22 protein-coding genes are annotated in these 21,152 nt (G+C 42.3%); 6 read left to right on the forward strand and 16 right to left on the reverse strand.

Going from position 1 to position 21,152, the window contains the following annotated elements; all coding sequences use genetic code 11:
• Position 1 precedes the first annotated feature (1 nt).
• From LEP1GSC050_RS11375 to LEP1GSC050_RS11415, 10 genes are all read right to left on the reverse strand, one after another.
• Entirely contained in the window at positions 2-433 is a 432-nt protein-coding gene (locus tag LEP1GSC050_RS11375) for a MaoC family dehydratase (RefSeq protein ID WP_010571337.1), read from the reverse strand.
• 35 nt (positions 434-468) lie between these two features.
• A complete protein-coding gene (locus LEP1GSC050_RS11380; protein ID WP_198012847.1) occupies positions 469-2,088 on the reverse strand; it encodes an acyl-CoA dehydrogenase family protein in 1,620 nt (539 codons plus the stop codon).
• Between the two features lie 16 nt (positions 2,089-2,104).
• Positions 2,105-3,997, reverse strand: a complete 1,893-nt coding sequence (locus tag LEP1GSC050_RS11385; RefSeq protein WP_010571339.1) for an AMP-dependent synthetase/ligase — start codon at positions 3,995-3,997, stop codon at positions 2,105-2,107.
• Between the two features lie 167 nt (positions 3,998-4,164).
• Entirely contained in the window at positions 4,165-4,347 is a 183-nt protein-coding gene (locus LEP1GSC050_RS21325; RefSeq protein ID WP_084695320.1) for a cysteine-rich CWC family protein, read from the reverse strand.
• 4 nt (positions 4,348-4,351) lie between these two features.
• Complete coding sequence (gene ligA / locus LEP1GSC050_RS11390) at positions 4,352-6,328, reverse strand: NAD-dependent DNA ligase LigA (protein ID WP_051184951.1); 1,977 nt, start codon at positions 6,326-6,328, stop codon at positions 4,352-4,354.
• Positions 6,329-6,467: 139 nt separating this feature from the next.
• The gene (locus LEP1GSC050_RS11395; RefSeq protein ID WP_010571341.1) at positions 6,468-7,445 is read right to left on the reverse strand and encodes a M23 family metallopeptidase; all 978 of its coding nucleotides are present in this window, start codon (positions 7,443-7,445) and stop codon (positions 6,468-6,470) included.
• 45 nt (positions 7,446-7,490) lie between these two features.
• On the reverse strand, positions 7,491-8,852 hold the full coding sequence (locus LEP1GSC050_RS11400; protein ID WP_040911305.1) for a cytochrome P450: 1,362 nt from the start codon (positions 8,850-8,852) through the stop codon (positions 7,491-7,493).
• 143 nt (positions 8,853-8,995) lie between these two features.
• Positions 8,996-9,376 carry a hypothetical protein gene (locus LEP1GSC050_RS11405; protein ID WP_010571343.1) on the reverse strand — a complete coding sequence of 127 codons (381 nt, stop codon included), beginning with the start codon at positions 9,374-9,376 and terminating at the stop codon, positions 8,996-8,998.
• A 25-nt stretch (positions 9,377-9,401) separates the two neighbouring features.
• Complete coding sequence (locus tag LEP1GSC050_RS11410; protein WP_020987584.1) at positions 9,402-9,914, reverse strand: RNA polymerase sigma factor; 513 nt, start codon at positions 9,912-9,914, stop codon at positions 9,402-9,404.
• 12 nt (positions 9,915-9,926) lie between these two features.
• On the reverse strand, positions 9,927-10,511 hold the full coding sequence (locus LEP1GSC050_RS11415) for a hypothetical protein (RefSeq protein WP_010571345.1): 585 nt from the start codon (positions 10,509-10,511) through the stop codon (positions 9,927-9,929).
• 178 nt (positions 10,512-10,689) lie between these two features.
• On the opposite strand from LEP1GSC050_RS11415, the gene LEP1GSC050_RS11420 reads away from it, so the two are divergent.
• Positions 10,690-11,415: a SanA/YdcF family protein gene (locus LEP1GSC050_RS11420; protein WP_010571346.1), complete on the forward strand. Its 726-nt coding sequence runs from the start codon at positions 10,690-10,692 to the stop codon at positions 11,413-11,415.
• A 3-nt stretch (positions 11,416-11,418) separates the two neighbouring features.
• On the opposite strand, the gene LEP1GSC050_RS11425 is transcribed toward LEP1GSC050_RS11420, so the two are convergent.
• On the reverse strand, positions 11,419-12,369 hold the full coding sequence (locus LEP1GSC050_RS11425; protein WP_040911307.1) for a GDP-mannose 4,6-dehydratase: 951 nt from the start codon (positions 12,367-12,369) through the stop codon (positions 11,419-11,421).
• A gap of 86 nt (positions 12,370-12,455) precedes the next feature.
• Between LEP1GSC050_RS11425 and LEP1GSC050_RS11430 the strand changes: the two genes are divergently transcribed.
• Genes LEP1GSC050_RS11430 through LEP1GSC050_RS11445 form a run of 4 tightly spaced genes read left to right on the forward strand, consistent with a single transcriptional unit; the run spans position 12,456 to position 16,923 of the window.
• Entirely contained in the window at positions 12,456-13,460 is a 1,005-nt protein-coding gene (locus LEP1GSC050_RS11430) for an LIC_10202 family protein (protein WP_010571348.1), read from the forward strand.
• On the forward strand, positions 13,457-14,563 hold the full coding sequence (locus tag LEP1GSC050_RS11435; protein ID WP_010571349.1) for a glycosyltransferase: 1,107 nt from the start codon (positions 13,457-13,459) through the stop codon (positions 14,561-14,563). The genes LEP1GSC050_RS11430 and LEP1GSC050_RS11435 overlap by 4 nt, the downstream gene beginning before the upstream one ends.
• A gap of 1 nt (position 14,564) precedes the next feature.
• Positions 14,565-15,632, forward strand: coding sequence for a glycosyltransferase family 4 protein (locus LEP1GSC050_RS11440; RefSeq protein ID WP_010571350.1), 1,068 nt, complete (start codon positions 14,565-14,567; stop codon positions 15,630-15,632).
• Complete coding sequence (locus LEP1GSC050_RS11445; RefSeq protein WP_020987791.1) at positions 15,616-16,923, forward strand: glycosyltransferase family 4 protein; 1,308 nt, start codon at positions 15,616-15,618, stop codon at positions 16,921-16,923. Before LEP1GSC050_RS11440 ends, LEP1GSC050_RS11445 begins: the two co-directional genes overlap by 17 nt.
• Positions 16,924-16,932: 9 nt before the next feature.
• On the opposite strand, the gene LEP1GSC050_RS11450 is transcribed toward LEP1GSC050_RS11445, so the two are convergent.
• The 5 genes from LEP1GSC050_RS11450 to LEP1GSC050_RS11470 all read right to left on the reverse strand — a co-directional run bounded on the left by LEP1GSC050_RS11450 (position 16,933) and on the right by LEP1GSC050_RS11470 (position 20,313).
• The gene (locus LEP1GSC050_RS11450; RefSeq protein WP_010571351.1) at positions 16,933-17,253 is read right to left on the reverse strand and encodes a DMT family transporter; all 321 of its coding nucleotides are present in this window, start codon (positions 17,251-17,253) and stop codon (positions 16,933-16,935) included.
• 102 nt (positions 17,254-17,355) lie between these two features.
• Positions 17,356-17,790 carry a MarR family winged helix-turn-helix transcriptional regulator gene (locus LEP1GSC050_RS11455; protein ID WP_010571352.1) on the reverse strand — a complete coding sequence of 145 codons (435 nt, stop codon included), beginning with the start codon at positions 17,788-17,790 and terminating at the stop codon, positions 17,356-17,358.
• 118 nt (positions 17,791-17,908) lie between these two features.
• Positions 17,909-18,727 (reverse strand): inositol monophosphatase family protein, encoded by an 819-nt coding sequence (locus tag LEP1GSC050_RS11460; RefSeq protein ID WP_010571353.1) that lies wholly within the window; start codon positions 18,725-18,727, stop codon positions 17,909-17,911.
• An 80-nt stretch (positions 18,728-18,807) separates the two neighbouring features.
• On the reverse strand, positions 18,808-19,140 hold the full coding sequence (locus LEP1GSC050_RS11465; RefSeq protein ID WP_010571354.1) for a YkvA family protein: 333 nt from the start codon (positions 19,138-19,140) through the stop codon (positions 18,808-18,810).
• A 234-nt stretch (positions 19,141-19,374) separates the two neighbouring features.
• Positions 19,375-20,313 carry an RluA family pseudouridine synthase gene (locus LEP1GSC050_RS11470; protein ID WP_010571355.1) on the reverse strand — a complete coding sequence of 313 codons (939 nt, stop codon included), beginning with the start codon at positions 20,311-20,313 and terminating at the stop codon, positions 19,375-19,377.
• Positions 20,314-20,461: 148 nt separating this feature from the next.
• Between LEP1GSC050_RS11470 and loa22 the strand changes: the two genes are divergently transcribed.
• Positions 20,462-21,106: an OmpA family outer membrane lipoprotein Loa22 gene (loa22, locus tag LEP1GSC050_RS11475; protein WP_010571356.1), complete on the forward strand. Its 645-nt coding sequence runs from the start codon at positions 20,462-20,464 to the stop codon at positions 21,104-21,106.
• Positions 21,107-21,152: the final 46 nt, after the last annotated feature.

Consider the following 21,152-nt stretch of genomic DNA (forward strand, 5'->3'; position numbering starts at 1 on the left):
TTTACCGGACGGTGCCGGGAGGAATAACTTTGCATTCCCCCTTACCGATGATTTCGCCCTTTTGATTTTTCCACTCGATATTCATCGCAACTGCCTTAAGCCTCGCAATTTTTTCTTTCACTTCAACTTTGCAGGTAATCGTATCTCCGGGAAAAACGGGTTTCCGAAATTTTGTTACCGTTTCTAATGCAATCGTTCCTAACCCGGGAAGTTTCATGCCTAGGACGGGCGCAAGTAGAGATGCCGCCAGGCCGCCGTGTGCAATCCTCGTTCCGAAAGAAGTCGTTTTCGCATACTCTTCATCAACATGCAACGGATTAAAATCGCCGCTAATTCCCGCAAATAAATAAATATCGGTTTCAGTAATCGTCTTAGTAAAACTCGCCGAATCTCCGATTGAAATTTCGTCAAAGGTCTTTCCTTTTTCGTACATTCAACTTTCCTTATAAATTTATTTAAGCCGAATATCTATGCGACAGCGGCGCCTAAAATTCCCGATTTTAAGAATTCGATACAATCTACTACATCCTTATCTACGGTATCTAACTCGTAAAACTCCTGCAAAAGAAATTTCGTTCCTTGCGAATCCAGGTCTTTTAGGTACGAAGCGTTTTTCAAAAAGCGGGTTCCGGCAAAGAAAGTCAGAAGTCTAAGATCTCGAATACGTTCCTTAGATTCGTATTCGGAAGTAGATTGAACTGCATCCCAGAATCCGAGTTGAAGGACCGCAGTCAAAACGAGAAGATCCGCGAATGCAAATTCCCAGGCCTGTTTTTTCTTTCTTTCCGGATTTTGTCCAATGGATCGAACTAATCGCTTTGCCGAAGTAAGGAATTTACCTTGAGGAGAATCTGCTAGTTCTTTTTCGGCCTTTTGGCGAATTTCCTCGGTATGAGAATGTTCTAAAACGCTTAAAAATTTTTCAAATCCGTTAAACGTCGAGGATATGATACTTCTCTGAATTTCAGAAGTTCCTCCGCCGATCGTACCTAACTTTACGTCCCGATACAATCTACTTGCGGGACATTCCCTCATGTAACCCATTCCACCGAAGAGTTGAACTGCTTCGCTTGCTAATTCTTCCGACGTTTCAGTAACGAATACTTTTAAAGCGGAACTTTCCAAAGGCAAGCTTGACGAAGGATCACTATCTTTCTTGTTTGCGACAAAATAAATTAATCTGCGGGATGCGCAAAGATAGATCCAAGTTTTCACCAATTTTTCCTGAATAGCATAAAAAGATAAAATCGGTTTACCGAATTGATGCCGCTTCCAAGCATATTCTATTCCTGCTTCGAGTGAAAATTCCATTCCACCCGGCACGGCGGCAACTAAAACCGTACGTTCCCACTCCAAAGTCGCTTTTCCGATTCGCAGGAATCCCGAGTTTAACGGACCGAGCAGATTTTCATCCGGAACGAACATATCTTGGAAGGAAAGCTCGGCGGTCGTAGAAGTATTGTGTCCGAGTTTTTTTAGTACTTTGCTAACGTAGAATCCTTTCGTATGAGATTCTACAATAAAGGCGGACACTCCCATCGGTCCTCTGGACTTAGTGGTGCGTGCCATAATTATGAATACCTGACCGATCGGTCCGTTCGTGATGTACATTTTACTTCCGTTTAAAATGAATCCACCTTCTACTTTTTGAGCGAAAGTAAGCATCCCCGCCGCGTCAGACCCTGAGTCGGGCTCGGTTAAACCCAAACCTGCAATCCATTCCCCTGTCGCTAGCTTAGGTAAATATTTGCGCTTCTGTTCCTCGGTTCCTTGAAACAAAATCGGTAGAGTTCCGATAATCATATGCGCACCCCAGGACAAACCGAAGCCTCCATCCAGACTCCCGGCGTTAAAGGATTCCTGAGCGATGCAACATTGTAAACAGGTACCACCCTGTCCTCCGTATTCCTCCGGAACGGCCATGCCGAGAAGGCCCATATTACCCATTTCTTTCCAAATATCGTCTCCCCAGGTCCCGTGCTCGTCCCTATCCTCCACGCTGGGAGACACCTTTTCTTTGGAAAATTTTTTTACCATTTCGTAAAATTCAAGATCCGATGAATTCAAATATGGATTTAAGAACATAATAATCTCCTAATGTACTTTAAACTTTCGTAAGCGCATCTATCTCTTTTTTGAAGCTATCTAAAATTTCGTTTCGTTTCATTTTAAGAGTCCTTGTCATCTCTTTATCCGGATCGAAAGGTCGTGGCACGATATAAAAAGCGTTTTGCGGAACAACTTCAAACGATTTAAACCCATTTTTCCGGGAAATTCGAGTCGAAACTTCCAATTTGAAAATTTCCCTAACTTTCGGATGATCATTCCAAGTAATCGGGTCTTCGGGTAGGTCGGGAAATTCCGCTCGTAGTTTTTCGAAATCCGGAACGATTAATGCCACGAGATGCTTAGCTTCGTGTCCCGTTACCATAACTTGGTTAATATAGGGCGAATTCAGTAATTGATCCTCTACGGGAACCGGCTCCACGTTCTCCCCGCCTGCCAAGACGATAGTATCCTTGGCTCGACCCGTAAAAACCAATTCATTCCTGTAATTGAACCGCATAATGTCTCCGGTATCGAAGAAGCCATTCTTATCGAAGACAACAGCATTGAGTTCGGGGCGTTTATAATAGCCTATAAGAACCTGTTTAGATTTTATCCAAAGGCTTCCTTTTTTTCCTTGAGCCACCGGATTTCCTGCTTCGTCCTTAATGATGCACTCGTATCCAGCTATAGGAGTACCGACTGTACCCGGCGAAGGTCGGTTAGCCTTTCGGATAGAAAGCACTGCGGACGTCTCCGTCATACCGTATCCTTCTAGAACGATCAAACCGATTCCTGAAAGGAACTTATCCACTACGGAAGGTAACGCACTACCGGCAGAAACGGATACCCGTAACCTGCCGCCAAGAGCCTGATGAACTCCTCTAAAAATCAGAATCGCGCCGAGCTTAAGCGGTAATAAAGAAACCAGACCGAAGAAAGCTCCTAATTTCTGCATCAATCGCACCATCGAATTGGGTTTCATGATTCTGAAATCATAACCGAATAGAATAGATTTTTTTTCAGCCCAGCTCATACCGACTTTCAGAAAGAAATCGAATAGCGCCCTTTTGAAAGAAGATTCTCTAGCTACCTTATTCATGATTCCATTATATAGAGATTCCCAAATTCTCGGAACGGAAGGAAACAAGGTAGGCTTGAATTCTTTTAAATCTTCTTTTAAATTATTAATGTTAGATACTAGAAATGCTGCGCCAAGTTCTATAATGCAGTATTCAATCGCTCTCTCAAACGCATGCCAGGGAGGCAAAAGACTGATTCCCGAGTCGGAAGACGTAAGCCCTACGAATCCGATCACCTTTTCGACTGCGGAAATCCATCCGGTCTGAGTTAACATAACTCCTTTAGGAGCTCCTGTCGTTCCAGAGGTATAGATTAGAGTAGCCAATTCGTCGGGGCTTTTCTCCTTTAATCTTTTCTTAATACAATGCGGATTTTGAGATAGATAGATTTTTCCTTTTTCGATCAATTCGCCGACGCTTTCATTTCCGGTTTTCAACTCTCCTATATCATCTTCCAACACATATATCTTTTTCAAGGAAGGAAGCTTAGAAGCCAGATTAAGGATGCGTTGTTTATCCTTCTCTTTTTGAACCAAAGCGTATTTACTTTCGGAATGGTTTACGATATAAAGAATATCCTCGTCGACAACGTCGGTTCCCCTAGGAACCGAGACTGCGCCGGCGCTAATAATGGCGATATCTCCTAAAATCCAATTACTGCTAGCGTCACAGAGATAGAGTATTTTATCGTCTTTTACGACTTCGGCTTGAATCAATCCTCCTATGAGATGATCCGTCAGCGTCTTTAGTTGCGAGAAAGTTCGTCCCTGGATACCGGCTTTCGTTCTTTTAGAAAAGCTTTCTTTTAGCGGAAATAACGACGCGGTCTTTTCCAGCATGTCGTAAAAATACTTTCGATTGTCTTCCAAATTCCCCTCGAAACGGTTCGTGGCCGAGTACAGCGACCGTTTAGGACGGAAACTCTACTTTTGACAACGCTTGATTCAATCCATTTTTCGTGGAATTAAAAAATCCGAATCATTTGTAAACAAACGTTCAACGAACAGCGATCAGATATAGGAAGAAATAAAAGTTGTTATGATACTTCCTTTGAAGTCTCATATTTCTTAAGACAAATAGGGCATAAACAATTAGTATATAAGTCGCGTAAGTCCTTCAAGGCTTGAGGACTGAGGAGCATCGTTTCGCACCAGCAACCTTCGCTATCGGCCCGACAATCGAAGGAGCCGGAACATTTTGCGCATCTTTTACTAGTCATTTTTTTAAGAAAATACGATATCGTTTTGGCGTAATAAATCCAGGAATTCCTCTTCGGATATGACGATGACTCCTAATTCCTTCGCTTTCTCCAGCTTAGATCCAGCGCCGGGACCGGCTAATAAATGGGTCGTTTTTGAAGACACCGATCCTACCTTTTTACCTCCGTAAAAAACTACTAGATCGATTGCCTTTTCTCTAGGTTGGAAGTTTTCGAAAGAACCCGAAACACACCAAGTTTGACCTGCGAACGGTTGCTTATCCGCTTTTGCGATCGGGTCCGCTTTCATTTTGACCCCGACTTTTTTTAAACGATCAACTAACTTTAAAATTCTCTTATCGGTAAAGCTTTCAACAATCGCTTCGACTGTGGACGGACCGATCCCCGGTATTTCCAATAATGATTCCGATTTACTTGAACTATTTGCAGCTTCTATAATAGAGTCCATCGATTCATAGCCGTGTTCTATCAAAAGTTCAGCTACCTTAGGACCGATTTCGCGAAGTCCGAGAGACGACAATACGAATCGAAAATCTTTCTTTTTCGAGTCCTCTATTCCGTTAAGAATTAAGTTTACGCTTTTTTCTCCGTATCCGTCTTCCTCTAAAAGCTTTTCCTTGTAATTGCCGAGTTTATATAGATCCGCAAGATCTTTAATATAGCCTTGGTCATATAAAAACTCGACCTGCTTTTCACCCAATCCTTCTATATCCATTTGTTTTCGAGAGCAAAAGAAAATGATTCCGTTTTTCACTCTATCCGGGCATTCCACGTTCGGACAAAATTGATCTACAGAATCTTCCCGCTTCTGCGTTTGCGATCCGCATGAAGGGCAAATATGGGGAATTTTAAAAACTTTTTTGCCTGGTATGACCACTTCCTCTACCGCCGGGATAATTTCGCCTCGTTTCGAAACTCTAACCGTCGCGCCGATTCCGATTCCGAGTTCGTCGATATAATCCTGATTGTGCAAGGTTGCGAACGTCACAGTTGTGCCGGCGAGATTGATAGGTTCGATTTCCGCACGCGGCGTTATTTTTCCGGTTCGACCTACGGCATAATCGATACCTACAATCTTGCTCTCCTTCATAAGAGAATCGAATTTATAAGCTCTAGCCCAACGTGGAGAATGAGAGGTATAACCTAAGGCCTGCCGTTGCGCTAAATCGTTTAACTTAATAACCAAACCGTCGGTAGGAAAACCAAGCTTTTCCTTTTTCTTTCTGAAATCGCGAATCGCTGCAGCGACCTCGGCGCCGGGAATTAATTTCGTATCGGGAGGAAGCGGGAACTTCAAGTCTTCCGCCTTTTTCATTACCTCAGCGTGAGTTTTAAATTTTAACTTCGTATCCGGAAAAAAAGCGTCGTACGTAAAAATACGTAGAGGTCGCTTAGCGACTTCCATCGAATTTTTTTGTTTGAGGGAGCCCGAAGCGAGATTTCTAGGGTTAGCGAATTTACCTTCGTACGATTCGTTAAATTCCTCGAAATCCTTATATGTCATATACACTTCGCCGCGGAGATATACGGATATAGTTTCTTCCAATCTGAGCGGAATACTTCGAATTGTCCTGATATTATCAGTGACATCGTCTCCGATCCCTCCGGTTCCTCGAGTCACTCCGTTTGCTAACACTCCATTTTCGTAATAGAGCATCAAAGAAGCACCGTCTATTTTCCATTCTACGGAATAAAGACCGTTTGGATCCGTTTTTTGAATCCAATCCAAGAGGTCTTCTTCGCTATACGTATTCTCAAGGGAAAGAACCGGTAACTTATGAGTGAATTTCTGAAAGTCCTTATCTAAATCCGAACCGACCGTTAACGTCGGACTAGCAGGATCCATAAGTTTCGGATACGCGTGCTCGAGGCTCTGTAACCGTTTAAATTTTTTATCGAATTCAAAATCCGAGATTACCGGTTTATTTTTTACATAGTAAAGATATTGATGATGTCGAATTTCCTTTTCCAAAACGCGCATTTCTTTTTCGGCGTCTTTCGGCGAAGGAACGACGTCGACAGCCGTCGCCTTCTTTGCAGGAGGTTTCTTGGAGGAATTTTTACTATTAGCTTTTTTTTCCTCGACGGAAGTTTTTCTAGGCATACTAAATTATATTATTTTAATATTGTCCGATCCCGACTTTCATATAATCCATCGGATCCGTACGATTTGATTCGCCAATCCAAACTTCGTAATGGACGTGAGGTCCGGTGACGTTTCCCGTAGAGCCTACGGTTGCAATCAATTGTCCTTTGTAAACCGTGTCCCCTTCCTTCACTAAAAGACGAGTACAATGGCCGTACAAGCTATAGTAGCCGTTTGCATGTTGGATTACTATATGATTACCGTAGCCTCTCGGAGAATGAATCGCGCGATACACTCGCCCATCACCCGTAGAATAGATTGGCGTGTTAGGAACGTTTGCCAAATCGACGCCGTCATGGAATTCCATATATCCGAAAGTAGGAGATCGTCGCATCCCATAGTACGAAGTAAGATTGTAAGATGTTAGAGGCTCTCCGAACGGGAGCGCGTTCATGATTCCGTAACGGGTATCCAAAAAGTCGTATACCGAATCTACCAGCGCTCGATTTTTTTCCATGGACACTCGAACGGTGCGATATCCGTATATTTCCGAGAGGTAGGATCGTCCTAACATCAGGTCTTTATCCGCAGTTTCTTCCGATTTTAGCTCGGTAAACGCAACCCCATCGATATCGGAGTCGTCCGGTAGCTTGAGTAATTCCTCCGACTGTCCATCGGTCAGGGAATGGATTTCTTGGAGATTTTCCGTTAATGTTAAAAAATCATCCTGAATATCATCCAGTTTGGCACTATACTCGATGTATTCGTCAAAATACTTTCCGTAAACGGAAGCAAGCGCATTGATTTGAATACGCGTGTTATTGTATTTTACGATCCCTAAAACAGCTATGCCGACAATTGAAAACAAAAGTCCGACTAAGAAGAAAATGGTAAATATTGATATTTGAAAATGAAAGGACTTATCAAATCCGTGAGGAATCAGAAGAACGGTTAACCTTTGGTGACCTTTCTCCTTAACCTGGTCGATGCGCTTTTTAATCATCTTTTCCATGGTCGAAATCCTCTCAAAAGAATGATTTCGACCTGGAAGGATCGGTCAAGTGGAAACTAGATCTAGGTGAATTCCATATTTAGGTCTTAATGTGACTAAAGGTTCCAAAACGACAGGTTTTTCAGTTCTCAATTGAAACTTAAATTTTCTGCAAACCAGAGCCAGTACAAACACGGCCTCCGTTATCGCAAAAATATTGCCGATGCATACTCTCGGGCCGCCGCCAAAAGGAATATACGCGTTTTTAGGTCTGTCCTTGGACCTTTCTTCATCAAATCGATCCGGATCGAATTTATCAGGGTCTTCCCAAAAATCCGGATTTCGATGCAAATTAAAAATACAGATGGATACGTTCGTTCCAGGAGGAACATCGTATCCGCCGAGAGTATCCCACCCCATCGATCTGCGTTCTATCACCCATGCAGGAGGATATAACCTTAGAGTCTCATCCAAGACCTTCCTAGTGTAAGTTAAATTTTGAACATCCTCCAATGTCGGATTACGATCCCTTAATACGTTTATCGACTCTTGTCTGATTTTTTCATAAGCATCCGGGTTTTGAGTGAGGAGATAAAAAGCCCAAGAAAGCGCGTTTGCGGTCGTTTCATGTCCGGCCAAGAGCAAAGTGATCGCTTCGTCTCTCACTTGAGTTTCGCTCATTCTTTCGCCGGTCTCTTCGTCCTTTACTTCGAGCAGCATCGATATGATATCGTTGGATGGAGTTTTCTTTCTTTCTTCAATCAATTCTTCCACAACCGAATGCATCTCTTGAACCGCTTTTTTCAATTTTATATTTCCTGGTGTCGGCCAGTTAAACGGTGGCGGAATCAACTTCTTAATTCGCTTCGTGGTTATCTCCAACGCAATTGTCAAAGCTGACTCGATCCGATTTGCATAACTTGTAACTTCGGTTTTAAAAAGCGTTCTTCCGACAATCGCGAACGTTAAATGCATCATCTCTTTAGAAACATCTATGGACGACTTTGGTTTCCAAGTCTCTAGCATCTTGTCCGTCTCGTTTGCCATTACTTCCACAAACTCGGCGATTCTTTGACGATGAAAAGCGGGTTGAATCAACTTTCTTTGTTTCTTCCAAAACTCTCCCTCGCTATTCAAGAGTCCTCTTCCTAGAATTCTTCCTAATTCTTTATAAAAAACACCCTTATGATAGTTCTGGCTATTTTCTTGAAGAACCCGCTTAATATCTTCCGGTTGAGTAATAAGATGAATTACGATTTTTCTAATTCCAAATCGGACAGTCTTACCGTACTTCGCATGAAGCATTCGGAAAAAGCCAATCGTATCTCTGCTTAAAAACGGTAGATATCTTAAGGCGGGGAATCCAAAGGTTCCTGGCGGAAGATTTGGAACAGGGCGGCTCGGATTTGTTTCTTTTAGCGACAACACTGGATCTTACTCCCTATCCTTTTATGAAGGATATTTTTAACTCGGATTTGTCACCCAACCAATCCGCGCTTATGAGTGTATAGTGTTTGTTACAATATCAAGCGTAGTTTCACCCGAAGAAAAAAAATCGATCGGGATCTAATCTACCTTTGCTCGAAGGAAGTTTCAATAAGCGTTTCAACATCCATTAAAGGGGAATTTGGTAGCTGTTTATCCTGCAATTCCTCATTGCTAAGATCCGGAGTTTGCATGCTAGTTTCAGCATCTTCATAGGTTCCTTCAATCTGCTCCTCCACCCAAACCTGCCAATTCGGTTGGGTGGATTCGCCCGGCTGATGAACCATTAAGGAAGAGAAAGCAATTGCTCCGATAGTAAATCCGCTTATCGTGATTCCCGCAATCCATCGAATACGCGAAGTTTTGCGTTGCTGAAAAACCAAATTCGAAATCTGGTCGTTCCATGAATGGCTATCTAGACGACGAGAAATTTCCTCTTCGAGTTTGTCTTTCTTATTCCCTTTCATTTTTGCCTAGTTAACTCCTATTTCCTCAGCTTTCCTGGAAAAATAGTTTTTTCAGCATTTGCTTTCCTCGAAATGAGCGAGACTTTACCGTTCCCTCGGGAATACCGAGCTTTTGAGCGATTTGCTGCTCCTTATATCCTTCCGAAACTAGAGCCAAGACGGATTTATATTTCCAAGGTAAATTAGAAATCAAATCCTTGAGTTCCAATTCGGCTCCACTTTCATCCATTTCATCTCTTGGATTCAAGATGGAGTCTTGAACGACTTTTTCCTTGAGCTTCGTAGCGAGATTCGCTTGGCGCATCCGCTTTTGATTCATGCGAAGGGATTCATTTCTTGCTATCGTATAAAGCCAAGTACTATGAGAAGAATCTCCTCTAAACTTGTTCGCAGCCAAACTCTTATAGGCTCGAATGTACGTTTCCTGCGCTACGTCGTCGATCGAATCGTAAAACTCCTCGTACAAGTTTTTTTTAATAGCGGAAAGCACGATGTGCTTCGTTGAATCGATCAAGATGGCAAATTCTTTTTGTTCCATTGTCTGTTTTCCTCAGTGAAGGATGCCCGGTAAGGGCAGCACAATTCTTTCGGGAACGAATAAGTTCAAGGGGAACCCGGGAGCTTCCCTATGCTCCTCGGGTAGGGTTACGGATTCCTTTTCCTTCCCCCGCTTTCTTTGTTCAAAAGTTAAAACCCTTTCGATTGCGAGCCGATGTGCGATCTGGTTCATCCGAATTTCGGATGTATATTTCCCGATCGACTGTACAAGAACCCGGATTTTTACCAGATCCGGATTTTCCTCCATAAGCAAGAGTTCCAGTTCGACTTGCTTTGGAGAAAGAAGGCGTAGCCATTTTTCATGCTCCTTCTTGTACCTACGGTTTATTCTCGCAATTTGTTCGAGCTGCGGCTCGGTTAAAGTATAACGATTTCTTAAAGATTCTATATCTCCGAAAACGACACCTGCGGCTCTCTCCGTACGATAAACGGACGATGCGCTCCGATATTGGTTTGCATGGATGACTTTTGCGCGAGGAGGTTCCTCTGCAAAAAGCGCGGCTGGCGTTATGAAGCTAGCGGTAAGAACGACTCTGACAAATGAATTCGATAGAAACATAAGCCCGATTCTGTCCATAGTCTTCTATTCCTGAGACCCCATTTTACAAACTCCGTTTCCTCTGATCGACCCGAAAATATAGTTTTTTGAAAAAAACGGAGCTAGCTTCCGGATTGGAGAACATAATTCTTTCGGGTCAGAGCGAGATTTAGGAAAAATCCTTTCCCCTTCTTTTGAAATCTAAATTCTTTTACGCATGCCCGCCTTCCCCTCAACCTTTGAATCTAATCCTGGACAAAGGGTTTTTTGGAACGGTAAAAAAAGACTCGTTGCAGTCTTTATACTCGCGCTAAGCTTTGGAATCCCCGCCTCGATAGATCTATCCATCGAACGAGAATATGAGCTAAGAACTCTTCATGCCGGAAATTATCGATCCCTAAAACCGGCAACAGTAGCAATTGTTCCCGGAGCTTCAGTTTATAGAAACGTCCCGTCCCCGGTATTAAAAGATCGTTTAGATTGTGCTTTGGAATTATATCATCAAGGTAAGGTTAGAAAAATTCTATTATCCGGCGATAACGGCAGCAGTTATTACAATGAAGTGAAACCCATGTTGATTTATGTTTTAGAAAGAAATGTAAATCAACGCGATGTTTTCGTAGATCATGCAGGATTCCGAACTCTTGATACCTTAGTTCGGGCCAAGGAAATTTTTCAAGTTAAGGACGCGATTTTTGTAAGCCAGAAATTCCACCAGCCTCGGGCCGCATTCATCGCGAAAAAAATAGGCTTGGAATTCCAATCCTATGAATCGGACCGGCGACCGTATGTCAGCGGTCCTTTTAGCCGTTTTAGAGAATTCTTCGCAAGAACTCTTGCATGGATTGATATGAATCTGACAAACACGGCGCCCAAATACTTAGGGAATCCCTTTCCGATAGAGGGAAGTGGAACAAAAACCTGGAAAGGATCAGTTCTTTAATAATTAACTAAATTCAGATAATCGAATATATTCGAAAATTTCACGAACGGCATCCTTAACCGAAATTTTCGGCGCCCAACCGAGGGATTTTAATTTAGAATTATCTCCCACAGAGCGAAGCATTTCGGCCGAACGTATTCTCGAAGGATCGATTTTCGGAATAATTGAAACTTTACTAAATTCTATCATCCAATTTAATATTTCGGAAATCTTCGTTTCTGTACCGGAGCATATATTATAAATTTCTCCCGTCATACCCCGCTCGGCAAGCAGGATATACGCTTCTATCACATCTTGAACATGTAAGAAATCTCTAGTAGGATTTAAATCTCCGACTAAAATTTCTTTCGGAAGTTCGGTATTTTCCGCATTTACAACTTCTAAAATCTGTTTGCAAAAATTCGGAACTACGAATTTGGAATTTTGACCGATGCCGATATGATTAAATGGTCTAGAAACGATCGCTTCAAGACCCTGATTGCACCTAGCATATTGAAGACAATATGTTTCTGCGGCAACTTTTGAGGATGAATACGGATTCAAAGGCTTAGGCGTCGTTTCTTCTCGGACCGGGAGACTTTCCGGAGTAAGATTTCCGTAAACATCGGCGGAAGAAACGTACAAAAACCTAACTTTTCGATTCGAACGTCGAAGCAATTCTAGTAGGTTAAGAGTTCCACCGACATTGATTTCCAGAGTTTCTGACGGATCTTCGATGGCCCTAGGAACGAATGCCTGGCCGGCTAGGTGAAATACTAAATCGGGAACAAAATCTAGTATCAAATTCGAAAGGCTATTATAGTCCCGCAAGTCGCAGACACGGAAAGGGAATGGCAGATTCCGGCTTTGATCCCGAACCCCCAAACCAAGGACATTATACCCGGGCCGTTTTAGGAGTTCGCGAACCAGATATGTCCCTACAAATCCCTCTGCACCAGTTACGAGACATTTCATGGAACGAATGATCGGCAAAAACCGAACAAAAATACGATTGTTTTGTCGATGGAGGAAAAAACAATCGAATAAAAGTCCCGGGTTCTATGGAAGAAAGATCTCCCGATATTATTGAAATCAAAGACACTTCCGTGAATGTCCGGGAGTTGATGGAAGAAATCGAGTCAAGATTGGCTCGACGCCCTGTCACGAAAGAGGAGCTTGAAAAACTTTCCCGATGGAAATTTGCTCCCGAGTCTCCGGAAGGATATCGAGAGTTTGATGCCGCAGAGACCGCTCACCTATTCGAAAAAGGGATTGCACCTCCCAAATTTACGAACCCGAAATTTCGCTTCATTCGAGGTCCGCTCAGATGGGTCTTTATCAGCCTCGTAGAATTTTACGCATTCTTAGATAAGAAACTTTCTGAAAATCGAACTCGAGCTTTTTATAGCGTATTAAACGAATTAATCCTTCTACGCGGCGATCATGAAAAATTGAAACGTAAATTCGAGCGATTCTATAACGAATTTATCGAATTAAACTATTCTTTGCGTAGGGAAATAAAACCGGAATTTCTTTGGTCCAGCGAGTTTCTTTACGAAGAAGAAACGTTAGAAGAAAGTGAAAAGCTCCTTTTATCGTTGATCTCACCGGGAAATTCGGTCTTAGTCCTTAATCCTGAATGGGGAAAATTCCTAAAACATTTACTGAAAGCCCAAATCGAGTTCCGCTGCGTCACCTGGAATGCAAATCATTATAATTTCATAAAAGAACAGGTTTTCAATTCGGTCGAATTGCTTTCCTTCGATGAACTACTACCTCAACCTCCGCTTCCTTCTAAAGTCGTCCTACCTTCGAATTTATGTTTTTTGCCGAATTGGGTTCTAGAAAAATTATTTAGAACTTTAGCTCAAAAAGCGGCTCCGAGCACTGAATTTTTATTTAGATATTCGAATTTCTCGAACCGATTCGCTTCACCCTTCCAACCGGTTCTTTTAACCCAGGTCGGAGAATCTTCACTAAGAGAGTTCCTTAGAAAATTGGGATTTAAGAACGTTGTGGAAACTAAAGTCGGCGACGGCTTTGCCGTACTTAGTTTCAGAAAATGAAAGTCTATCAACATATCACCGAATTCCGCGATTACGATGGAATCGGAAACGATATGAAAGGAATTTCGTCGACGTTAGACTCGATACAAATTCCCTCGGAAATCGTCTGCCTTTCGAATTTTAGTTCAGCGGATTTTGTGATCCGAAGTTTTTTGGACGAAAATTGGCGGGAGTACGAAAATAGAAATCAAGTCCATATTCTTCAGTACGGGGGGCCAGGCTATCCGTTGGATGATTTTTTGGCCTTACCGGGGAAGAAATTCGTTCGTTTCCAAAACGTAACACCTCCGATTTTTTTTAAACCTTTCGTTGAGGAAGATTTATTTCATCTATTCTCCCTCGAATTTAAGCGCTCTATCTTGGAACTTCATAAACTCAGCCGTTCCGTTGAAGCATTCATTCCGAGTTCCAAATACAGCGCTTCCAATCTGGAAGATTTGAATATAATGAATTCTAAGGTTTTACCCATAGTGCGTAAATACCAATGGTCCGGACGAAGCGACCGAAGAAAAAACGGTTATACCCTTGGGTTTGTGGGAAGAATAGCGCCTAATAAAAAAGTCGAAGATCTATTACTATTAATATATTTTCTTAAGCGAATTAATAGCAAATATAGGATTCTAATTTGTGGATCCGTTCCGGTGATATTCGGTAAATATTTCTCTCATTTAAAGCGGATGACTTGGGATTTAGGGTTAGGGGAAAACGTCCAATTTAGAATGAGTCCGACCGATCATGAGATGGTCCGATTTTGGGATGACATGGACGCGTACGTGAGTATGAGCGAGCATGAAGGTTTCGGTATTCCTCTTGTGGAGGCGTTAAGCAAAGATCTTCCGGTATTCGCGTATTCATGCACTTCCGTTCCGGAAACTTTAAGAGGGGCTGGCTTTCTTTTTAGAAACAAAGACTTAAATAGTCTTCGAAAACTTGCAGAATGGATTCATCTAGTTTTACAAACGGAAGGCTCGGGAAAACCTTTACCAGGAGAAGGAGCCTCCGTTAAACGCAGAGAAGTCGTGGAGGAATATAACTCGATTCCTTTTGACCGTTTCTTTAAACAACTGCTTACAGTTAGAGAACCGAGCTCGTCGGCATATTAAGATGGGAAGGCAGGGAATTCATCAATTTGCAGCTGGTTTTAATTTAGGCGATGCCATTTCTAATGAAATGTCGTCGCTTAGATCCGTATTTCGAAGGCTAGGTTATTCCTCCGAAATATTTGCCGAGAACACGGGCCCTGGGACCGCCACCTATGTTAGAAAATATAAATATTTTAAACCGAAAGGAAGAGATATTTTATTCTATCATCATTCGATTCATTCAAACGTCTTGGACTTTATTCGGAAGACTAAGCAACCGAAAATTCTCGTTTATCATAATGTTACTCCTCCTTCCTACTTTGAAAAGTATGATTTAAAACTAACCTATCTTCTCCGGAAAGGTCGAGAGGAACTAAAGCAAATCAAAGACGAATTTTCCCTATCATTTGCAGTCTCGGAATTCAATAAGAAGGAATTAGAGGAACTTGGTTACGAAAACGTCAAACTTTTACCGATCACATATCAAATTCCCTCAAAGCCGATTTTCTTTGGACCGAGAATTGCCGAATTACAAGCGAGAGGACCTCGGTTTCTTTTTGTTGGAAGGATTTCCCCGAATAAAAGACAGGATGACCTAATCCGCTTCGCCTATTATTATTTGAATGCTTTCGGCGAGGATTTTCAACTCTTCTTGGTCGGCTTTAGTTCGAAAGAACTTTACTTATACAGGGAAGAATTGGAAAGAATGTTAGATTTTTATAAACTACGCAGGAACGTTATCATAACCGATTTTCTAACTGACGAAGGCTTGCAAAAAATGTACCGCGAATGCGATTTGTTCATTTCGATGAGCGAGCACGAGGGCTTTTGCGTGCCTTTACTGGAGGCTATGGTTCATGGGATACCGGTTATGGCATTCGACGCAGGTGCTGTCAGTGAAACTTTGTCCGGCGCGGGAATTTTATTTAAAGAGAAGAAAATGGATTTTCTCGCCGAACTAGCCAATAAGATAATCACGGACCCTAAACTGAATAGAGCCGTACTCGATACTCAGGAAAAGCGAATCCGAAATTTTTCGACAGTCCGTCCCGAATCCATTTTGAGGCCGATCCTTGCAGAATTCTCGTAGACGCCTAGCTATCGTAACTCCGATTTTTTCAGGGCGAGTTTCCGGCGGCTCGGAAAGATTAATTTATCTTTATACTCTGATGCTTTCCAAGTTCTACGAAGTAACGGTTTTATCAACTCGTTCGTTGGATTATATAAGCTGGAAAAATCAGATTCCAGTTAAGGAAATTACCCCGGTTCAATTGGGACCGGATATAGAAAAAAAAATTTCCTCCGAATGGTTGGAAACAAATTCCGAAGATCGAATTCGAATACTTCGCTTTTCAGTCGAGAAGGAACGACAAATTCAGAAATTTAACAAGTATTCCGATCGGATATTGAACGATCGCGCGTACGGTCCCTTTTCTAAGAATGCTTTCAAATCCGAAGAGGATCAAGAACGAATTTGGGTAGAAATGCAAGGGCCCTATTGCCCCGACCTTATACAATATATCGAAACGAATGAACGAGATTATGATGTTTTCGTTTTCGTTTCATACTTATATTATCCGATGGTTTACGGACTTCCATTAGTCGCCAAAAAATCTTTGGTAATACCCACGCTGCACGACGAGCCTCCTGCGAAACTGTCCATCTACAGAAATCTTTTCAAGGATGATTCCGCATACAGCTTCAATACTCCGGAGGAAAGAACTCTCTTTAAGAATATATACGGTTTTTCTCCGACTTTGGAAAACGTAATCGGGATGCACCTTGAGACTCCCGAACCGGAAATGCTCGAACGCAAACAGTTAAAGAAAGAGACGGATTGTTTTGATTTTCTTTACGTAGGTAGAATAGACGAAGGCAAAGGTGTCTCCGAGCTTGTGGAATTTTTTGCCGATTGGCAAAGAAGAACCGGAAGACGGGATAAACTTCTGCTTGCCGGAAAGGGCGATCTTAAATTACTCCACAAACTTACGAAGTATCCGTTTCTTCAAGTTTTAGGATTCATAGAAGAATCCAAGAAGGCTCGCTACATTTTAGAAGCGGATGTGCTCATCAATCCTTCGCCAATGGAAAGTTTTTCTATAATTCTAATGGAAGCATGGATCCGGGGAACTGCAGTATTAGTGAACGGAAAATCGGAAGTATTAAAGGGTCATTGCCTGAGAAGTAACGGCGGACTATACTATATCGATAAGCAGAGTTTTGCCGCCGTCGCGGATTATCTAGTTTCTCATCCGAAAGAAAGAGAGACTATGGGAATCAACGGAAAAAGGTACGTTCAATTGAATTTTAATCCGGACATCGTCGAAAAGAAATTGATCAACATAGTCGAACGAACGATTCGCCGCAGATATTCTGAATAATCTTACTATCTATTCTATCGCTACAAACTTTAATCCGATGACGGAAGCGATCAACGTCGATAAAAAGAATATTCGCCAGGCCTGAGCAGACTCCCCGAAAAAGAAAATTCCTATAACTACTGTTCCTGCTGCACCGATTCCTGTCCACACCGCATATGCAGTTCCTAAGGAAATCGTCTGAGTGGATCGATTCAGAAAAAAGAAACTTAAACATGCAAAGATCAGAAACCCTATCGCATATTTCCAATCTCTGAATCCGTCGGAAAGTTTCATGCAGGTGGTAAAACCGACTTCGAAAAGACCCGCAGTAATTAATAATATCCAATTCATAGAAGTCCAAGTTCCGTTAGTCGCTTCTATCTGGAAGAATTATTTTCGCGCCTTACCGGTTACTTTGCATCGACCTTCTATAAGCCTTAGTAGTTACGAGTCTTATGAATCCTTTCTTTCCGACAAACGAATCATCATTTTGTTTAAGGATTCGATTTCGGCGGCGTCCAACATCTGAAAGCGTTCACTTACACAATCCGTGATTTTCGAATCCAATTTTTGGAAAATTTTCTTCCCGGTAGAAGTTAGTTCCAAATCCCAGGCCCGTCGATCCCCTTCGTTTCGAATCGCGTCTAAAAGTCCTTTCGCTCTTAATTTCTCAATCAAAACCGTTATGTAAGCCGGGCTAACATCCAATTCTCTCGCAAGATCCGCTGACCGAAGTCGATTGAGAAAAAGATTTCGAAGCACGATAAATTCGTTCATCGTGTATCCTTCCTGAGAAATTACCTGGCTGAATTCTTTTTTCAAATCTCTGGAAAAGGTTCTAAACCTTTCCGATAATTCCTGGAGTTTGTCTGTTTTGGCCCGAGCCATTTTTATTTACCTACTTAATAATTAAGTAACTTAACTATTAGACCCAACGAAAGGAATGAACGATTCATCTTCTAAGAAAAAAGTCGAGCATTCCGTATTTTTATTACGAAATCCGGCTCTACGGTTTATTCAGAAATTCTTCCAAAATTTCAATCATTCTATCGTGTAGTTTCCCGTTTGAGGCTACAACATTCGATACGTACGGATGAAAGTCATTATTATCATACGTGCTGAGCTTTCCGCCGGCTTCAAGCAAAATGGCCGCAGCGGCAGTCATATCCCAGGGTTTTAAGTCTTCTTCCCAAAATGCGTCGAACTTACCGTCAGCAACCCAGCATAAATCCAATCCCGCGGAACCCGTACGACGAACGCCTCTCGACTTTAACAAAAAATTTCGGAGATTAAAAACGAGTCGATCAATTCGATCTTCACGATCGTAAGGAAAACCTGTGCAAAGAAGAGCGTGCTTTATTTCCTTCGTTTTAGAGACCGAGATTCTAGACTTATCTCTAAATGCTCCCCCACCTTCCATCGCATGATAAATCTGTCCCAACGCAGGTAGAGGCACGATTCCCATAACAGGCTTTCTTCTCTCCATATCCTCTAAACCGATACAAGTACAGTAGAGCGGAACTCGATGAGAATAGTTCACCGTGCCATCCAGCGGATCTATAATCCATTTAAATGACGTAGTTCCTTGGTACGAAGAACCTTCTTCACCTAAAATATGATCTTGAGGAAATGCATTTCGAATCTCGTCTACGATCAGATTTTCCGAACCTCTATCTGCTTTCGTGACGAGATCCGATTCTATATTTCCTTTGTAAGAAATCGACAGGTCCTCATCCCGATGAGTATGAATTAAAAAATCCATAACTTTCGGTGTGAAGTTTAAGAAATGCTGGTATCGAATTTTTATCTCGTTTTCGTAGCTCATTGAAAAGGACTTTGAGGTTTTCGTTCAAGCTGACCGAAGGCGGTATTTAGTAAAGGAAGTTACCGGAAAGGATTATTGACTTAATTCTGTTTCGATTCCGAATCCAGAAAATCCCCTGCCTTCTTTCTATGTCCCTCTTTGACATAAATCGTGGCAGCACTAATCACCGCGGCAATGACGGCCGCGTCATCTAGGTAACCGACTCCGATAAGAATATCCGGAACCGCGTCGAAAGGCGTCAGAAAGTAAGCCAATGCACCGGCGATCGTTAATTTGGCTTTTAGAGGCGTTTCCGGGTCCAACATAGCAAAATATAACGAGATTGCATCGGGTAAAAATGGAACTTTACCTGCCACTTTTTTAACCTTCGGCCAAAATCCTCGCTTTACTTTTTCGATCTTATTTTCATCCATTCGTTTCTAAGATTACGATCGATTTTCGGAAGAGCCAATCAAAAAAACGGAATAAATCCAAACTGTTAAGAGAAATCGGTTTCGCTAATTGATGAGTAAATTTTGTCGATTCAATTAGCATTTCAAGAACCGCTCCTTTATGATGAAGATCGATAGACAAATTTCGGGAAGAGATCGATGAAATCGATTCCTTTCTTTAAAATACCTTTGTTCCGAATGAGCCGATTGAAAATATTAGAAACGATCCGTACTCGTCTCAAATCGAATAAAACGTTCAGGAATCGGCAGTATGATTCTCACTTCTTCACCGGAAAAGGGATCCGTAAATTCCAAATGGTAGGAAACCAATAATAGTCCGAAAGATTCGAAAATAGGTGCATTTCGGGAATAAAGCAAATCCCCGACTACGGGAGATCTTTGACTTTGCATATGAACTCTAATTTGGTGGGTTCTTCCGGTTTCCAAGAGCGCTTCTACAAGGGAGAATTTTCGGCCACTTTTCGATACTAGCGTCTTTAAAACTTTATAATGTGTCACCGACGGACGGCCTTTTGGCGACACTGTCATCTTAAGCCTCTCGGTGGGATGCCGACCTATCGGTAGATCGATCGTTCCCTCCCCCTCAGGAAGAGATCCTTGGGTCCATGCTAAGTACTTTTTAGTGATTTCCCGTTTTCTAAAAAGGTCGGACAATTTTGCATGTGCGACATCATTCTTTGCAATAAGCATTAGCCCTTCCGTAGGTTTATCCAAGCGATGGACAATACCTGGTCTTGCTTCCCCTCCTAACTGAGATAATTCCTTAAATTTATATAAAAGTCCGTTAACTAGGGTAGCCGAGCGATCACCAGGCCCGCTGTGAGAAGCGATTCCAGGCGGTTTTCGAATAATCATATAGTTGATCGTTTCTTTCAACACTTCCAGATCCATCTGAATCGGCTCAAGATTTAATGGAGGCTTTGGAGAAACCGAAATTTCGAAAATTTCTCCGGAAGTTACTTTATAGGAAGATTTATCGATAATCCTTCCGGAATTCCCCTTAACCCAGCCTGAGTCGATCCAATGCTGCACAGTGGCACGAGATATCTCATCTCCGAGAGTCGCTTTCAGGAATTTATCGATTCTCGACCCTTCCCACTCCGGATCTGCTTGAGCACGTAGCTCTAGATTCATCAATATCTCTCCTTAAATTAAACGACCATTATCAAGAATTTCATTCTTACGTAATCGGTAAAAAAGATTTCCCATTTTCTCAGAATTCATATATTTTGGATAAATTCATCGTAAACTTTACCCTCACCCATCAAAGGACGGATACAACATGGTTAAAAAAATTCTCAACCTCCTGTTAGTCGGTGCAACGGCTTTTTCAATTTCGTTTTGTTCTTCTTCCGAAACGAAAGAACAGCCGGCACCCGAACCGCAGGCAGCACAAGGGCAAACCGCTGCAGCTTCGCGTAGCGTCGATTTGGACTCTCCTGCAGGGATCGCAAGTACCTTTAACGAGAAACTTAAAGATTTCCGCTATCCCGATGGAATTACACGTCCCGGTTTTAGCTATAAAAAAGCTGATGTAAGCGCCGGAGACTTTAGCGAATGGGCAAAAGTAAATATTGCCGTTTTGAAAGACGCTATCAGCAAGCTCCCCGATTCTTGGGCTTTAGAAATCACCGGACATACCGATCAAGTCGGCCCAGAAGAGGCGGAAGGTGATAAAAAAGGAAACGTCTACTACGGGGACATTCGTGCAAAAGCGGTTAAACAAGCTCTTGTTAAACAGGGCTTACCTGCAAATCGTATCGTAACAAAAAGCGCAGGCTCCACTTCTCCTGTTTCCGGCTTAGATGCAAAAGATCCTAAGAATCGCCGAGTTACTTTTAGTTTTGTAGAAAACGCTAACGCTTCGGCTCCTGCCGAACCTGCTCCGGCGCCGGCTCCGAGTAACCCTCCACCTCAGCAACAATAAATAATATAGGGGATAATAAACCCTAGATTAGAAAAAAAGGACGGTC

Origin of the sequence: Leptospira broomii serovar Hurstbridge str. 5399, from assembly GCF_000243715.2 — a bacterium.
Taxonomy (GTDB): domain Bacteria; phylum Spirochaetota; class Leptospiria; order Leptospirales; family Leptospiraceae; genus Leptospira_B; species Leptospira_B broomii.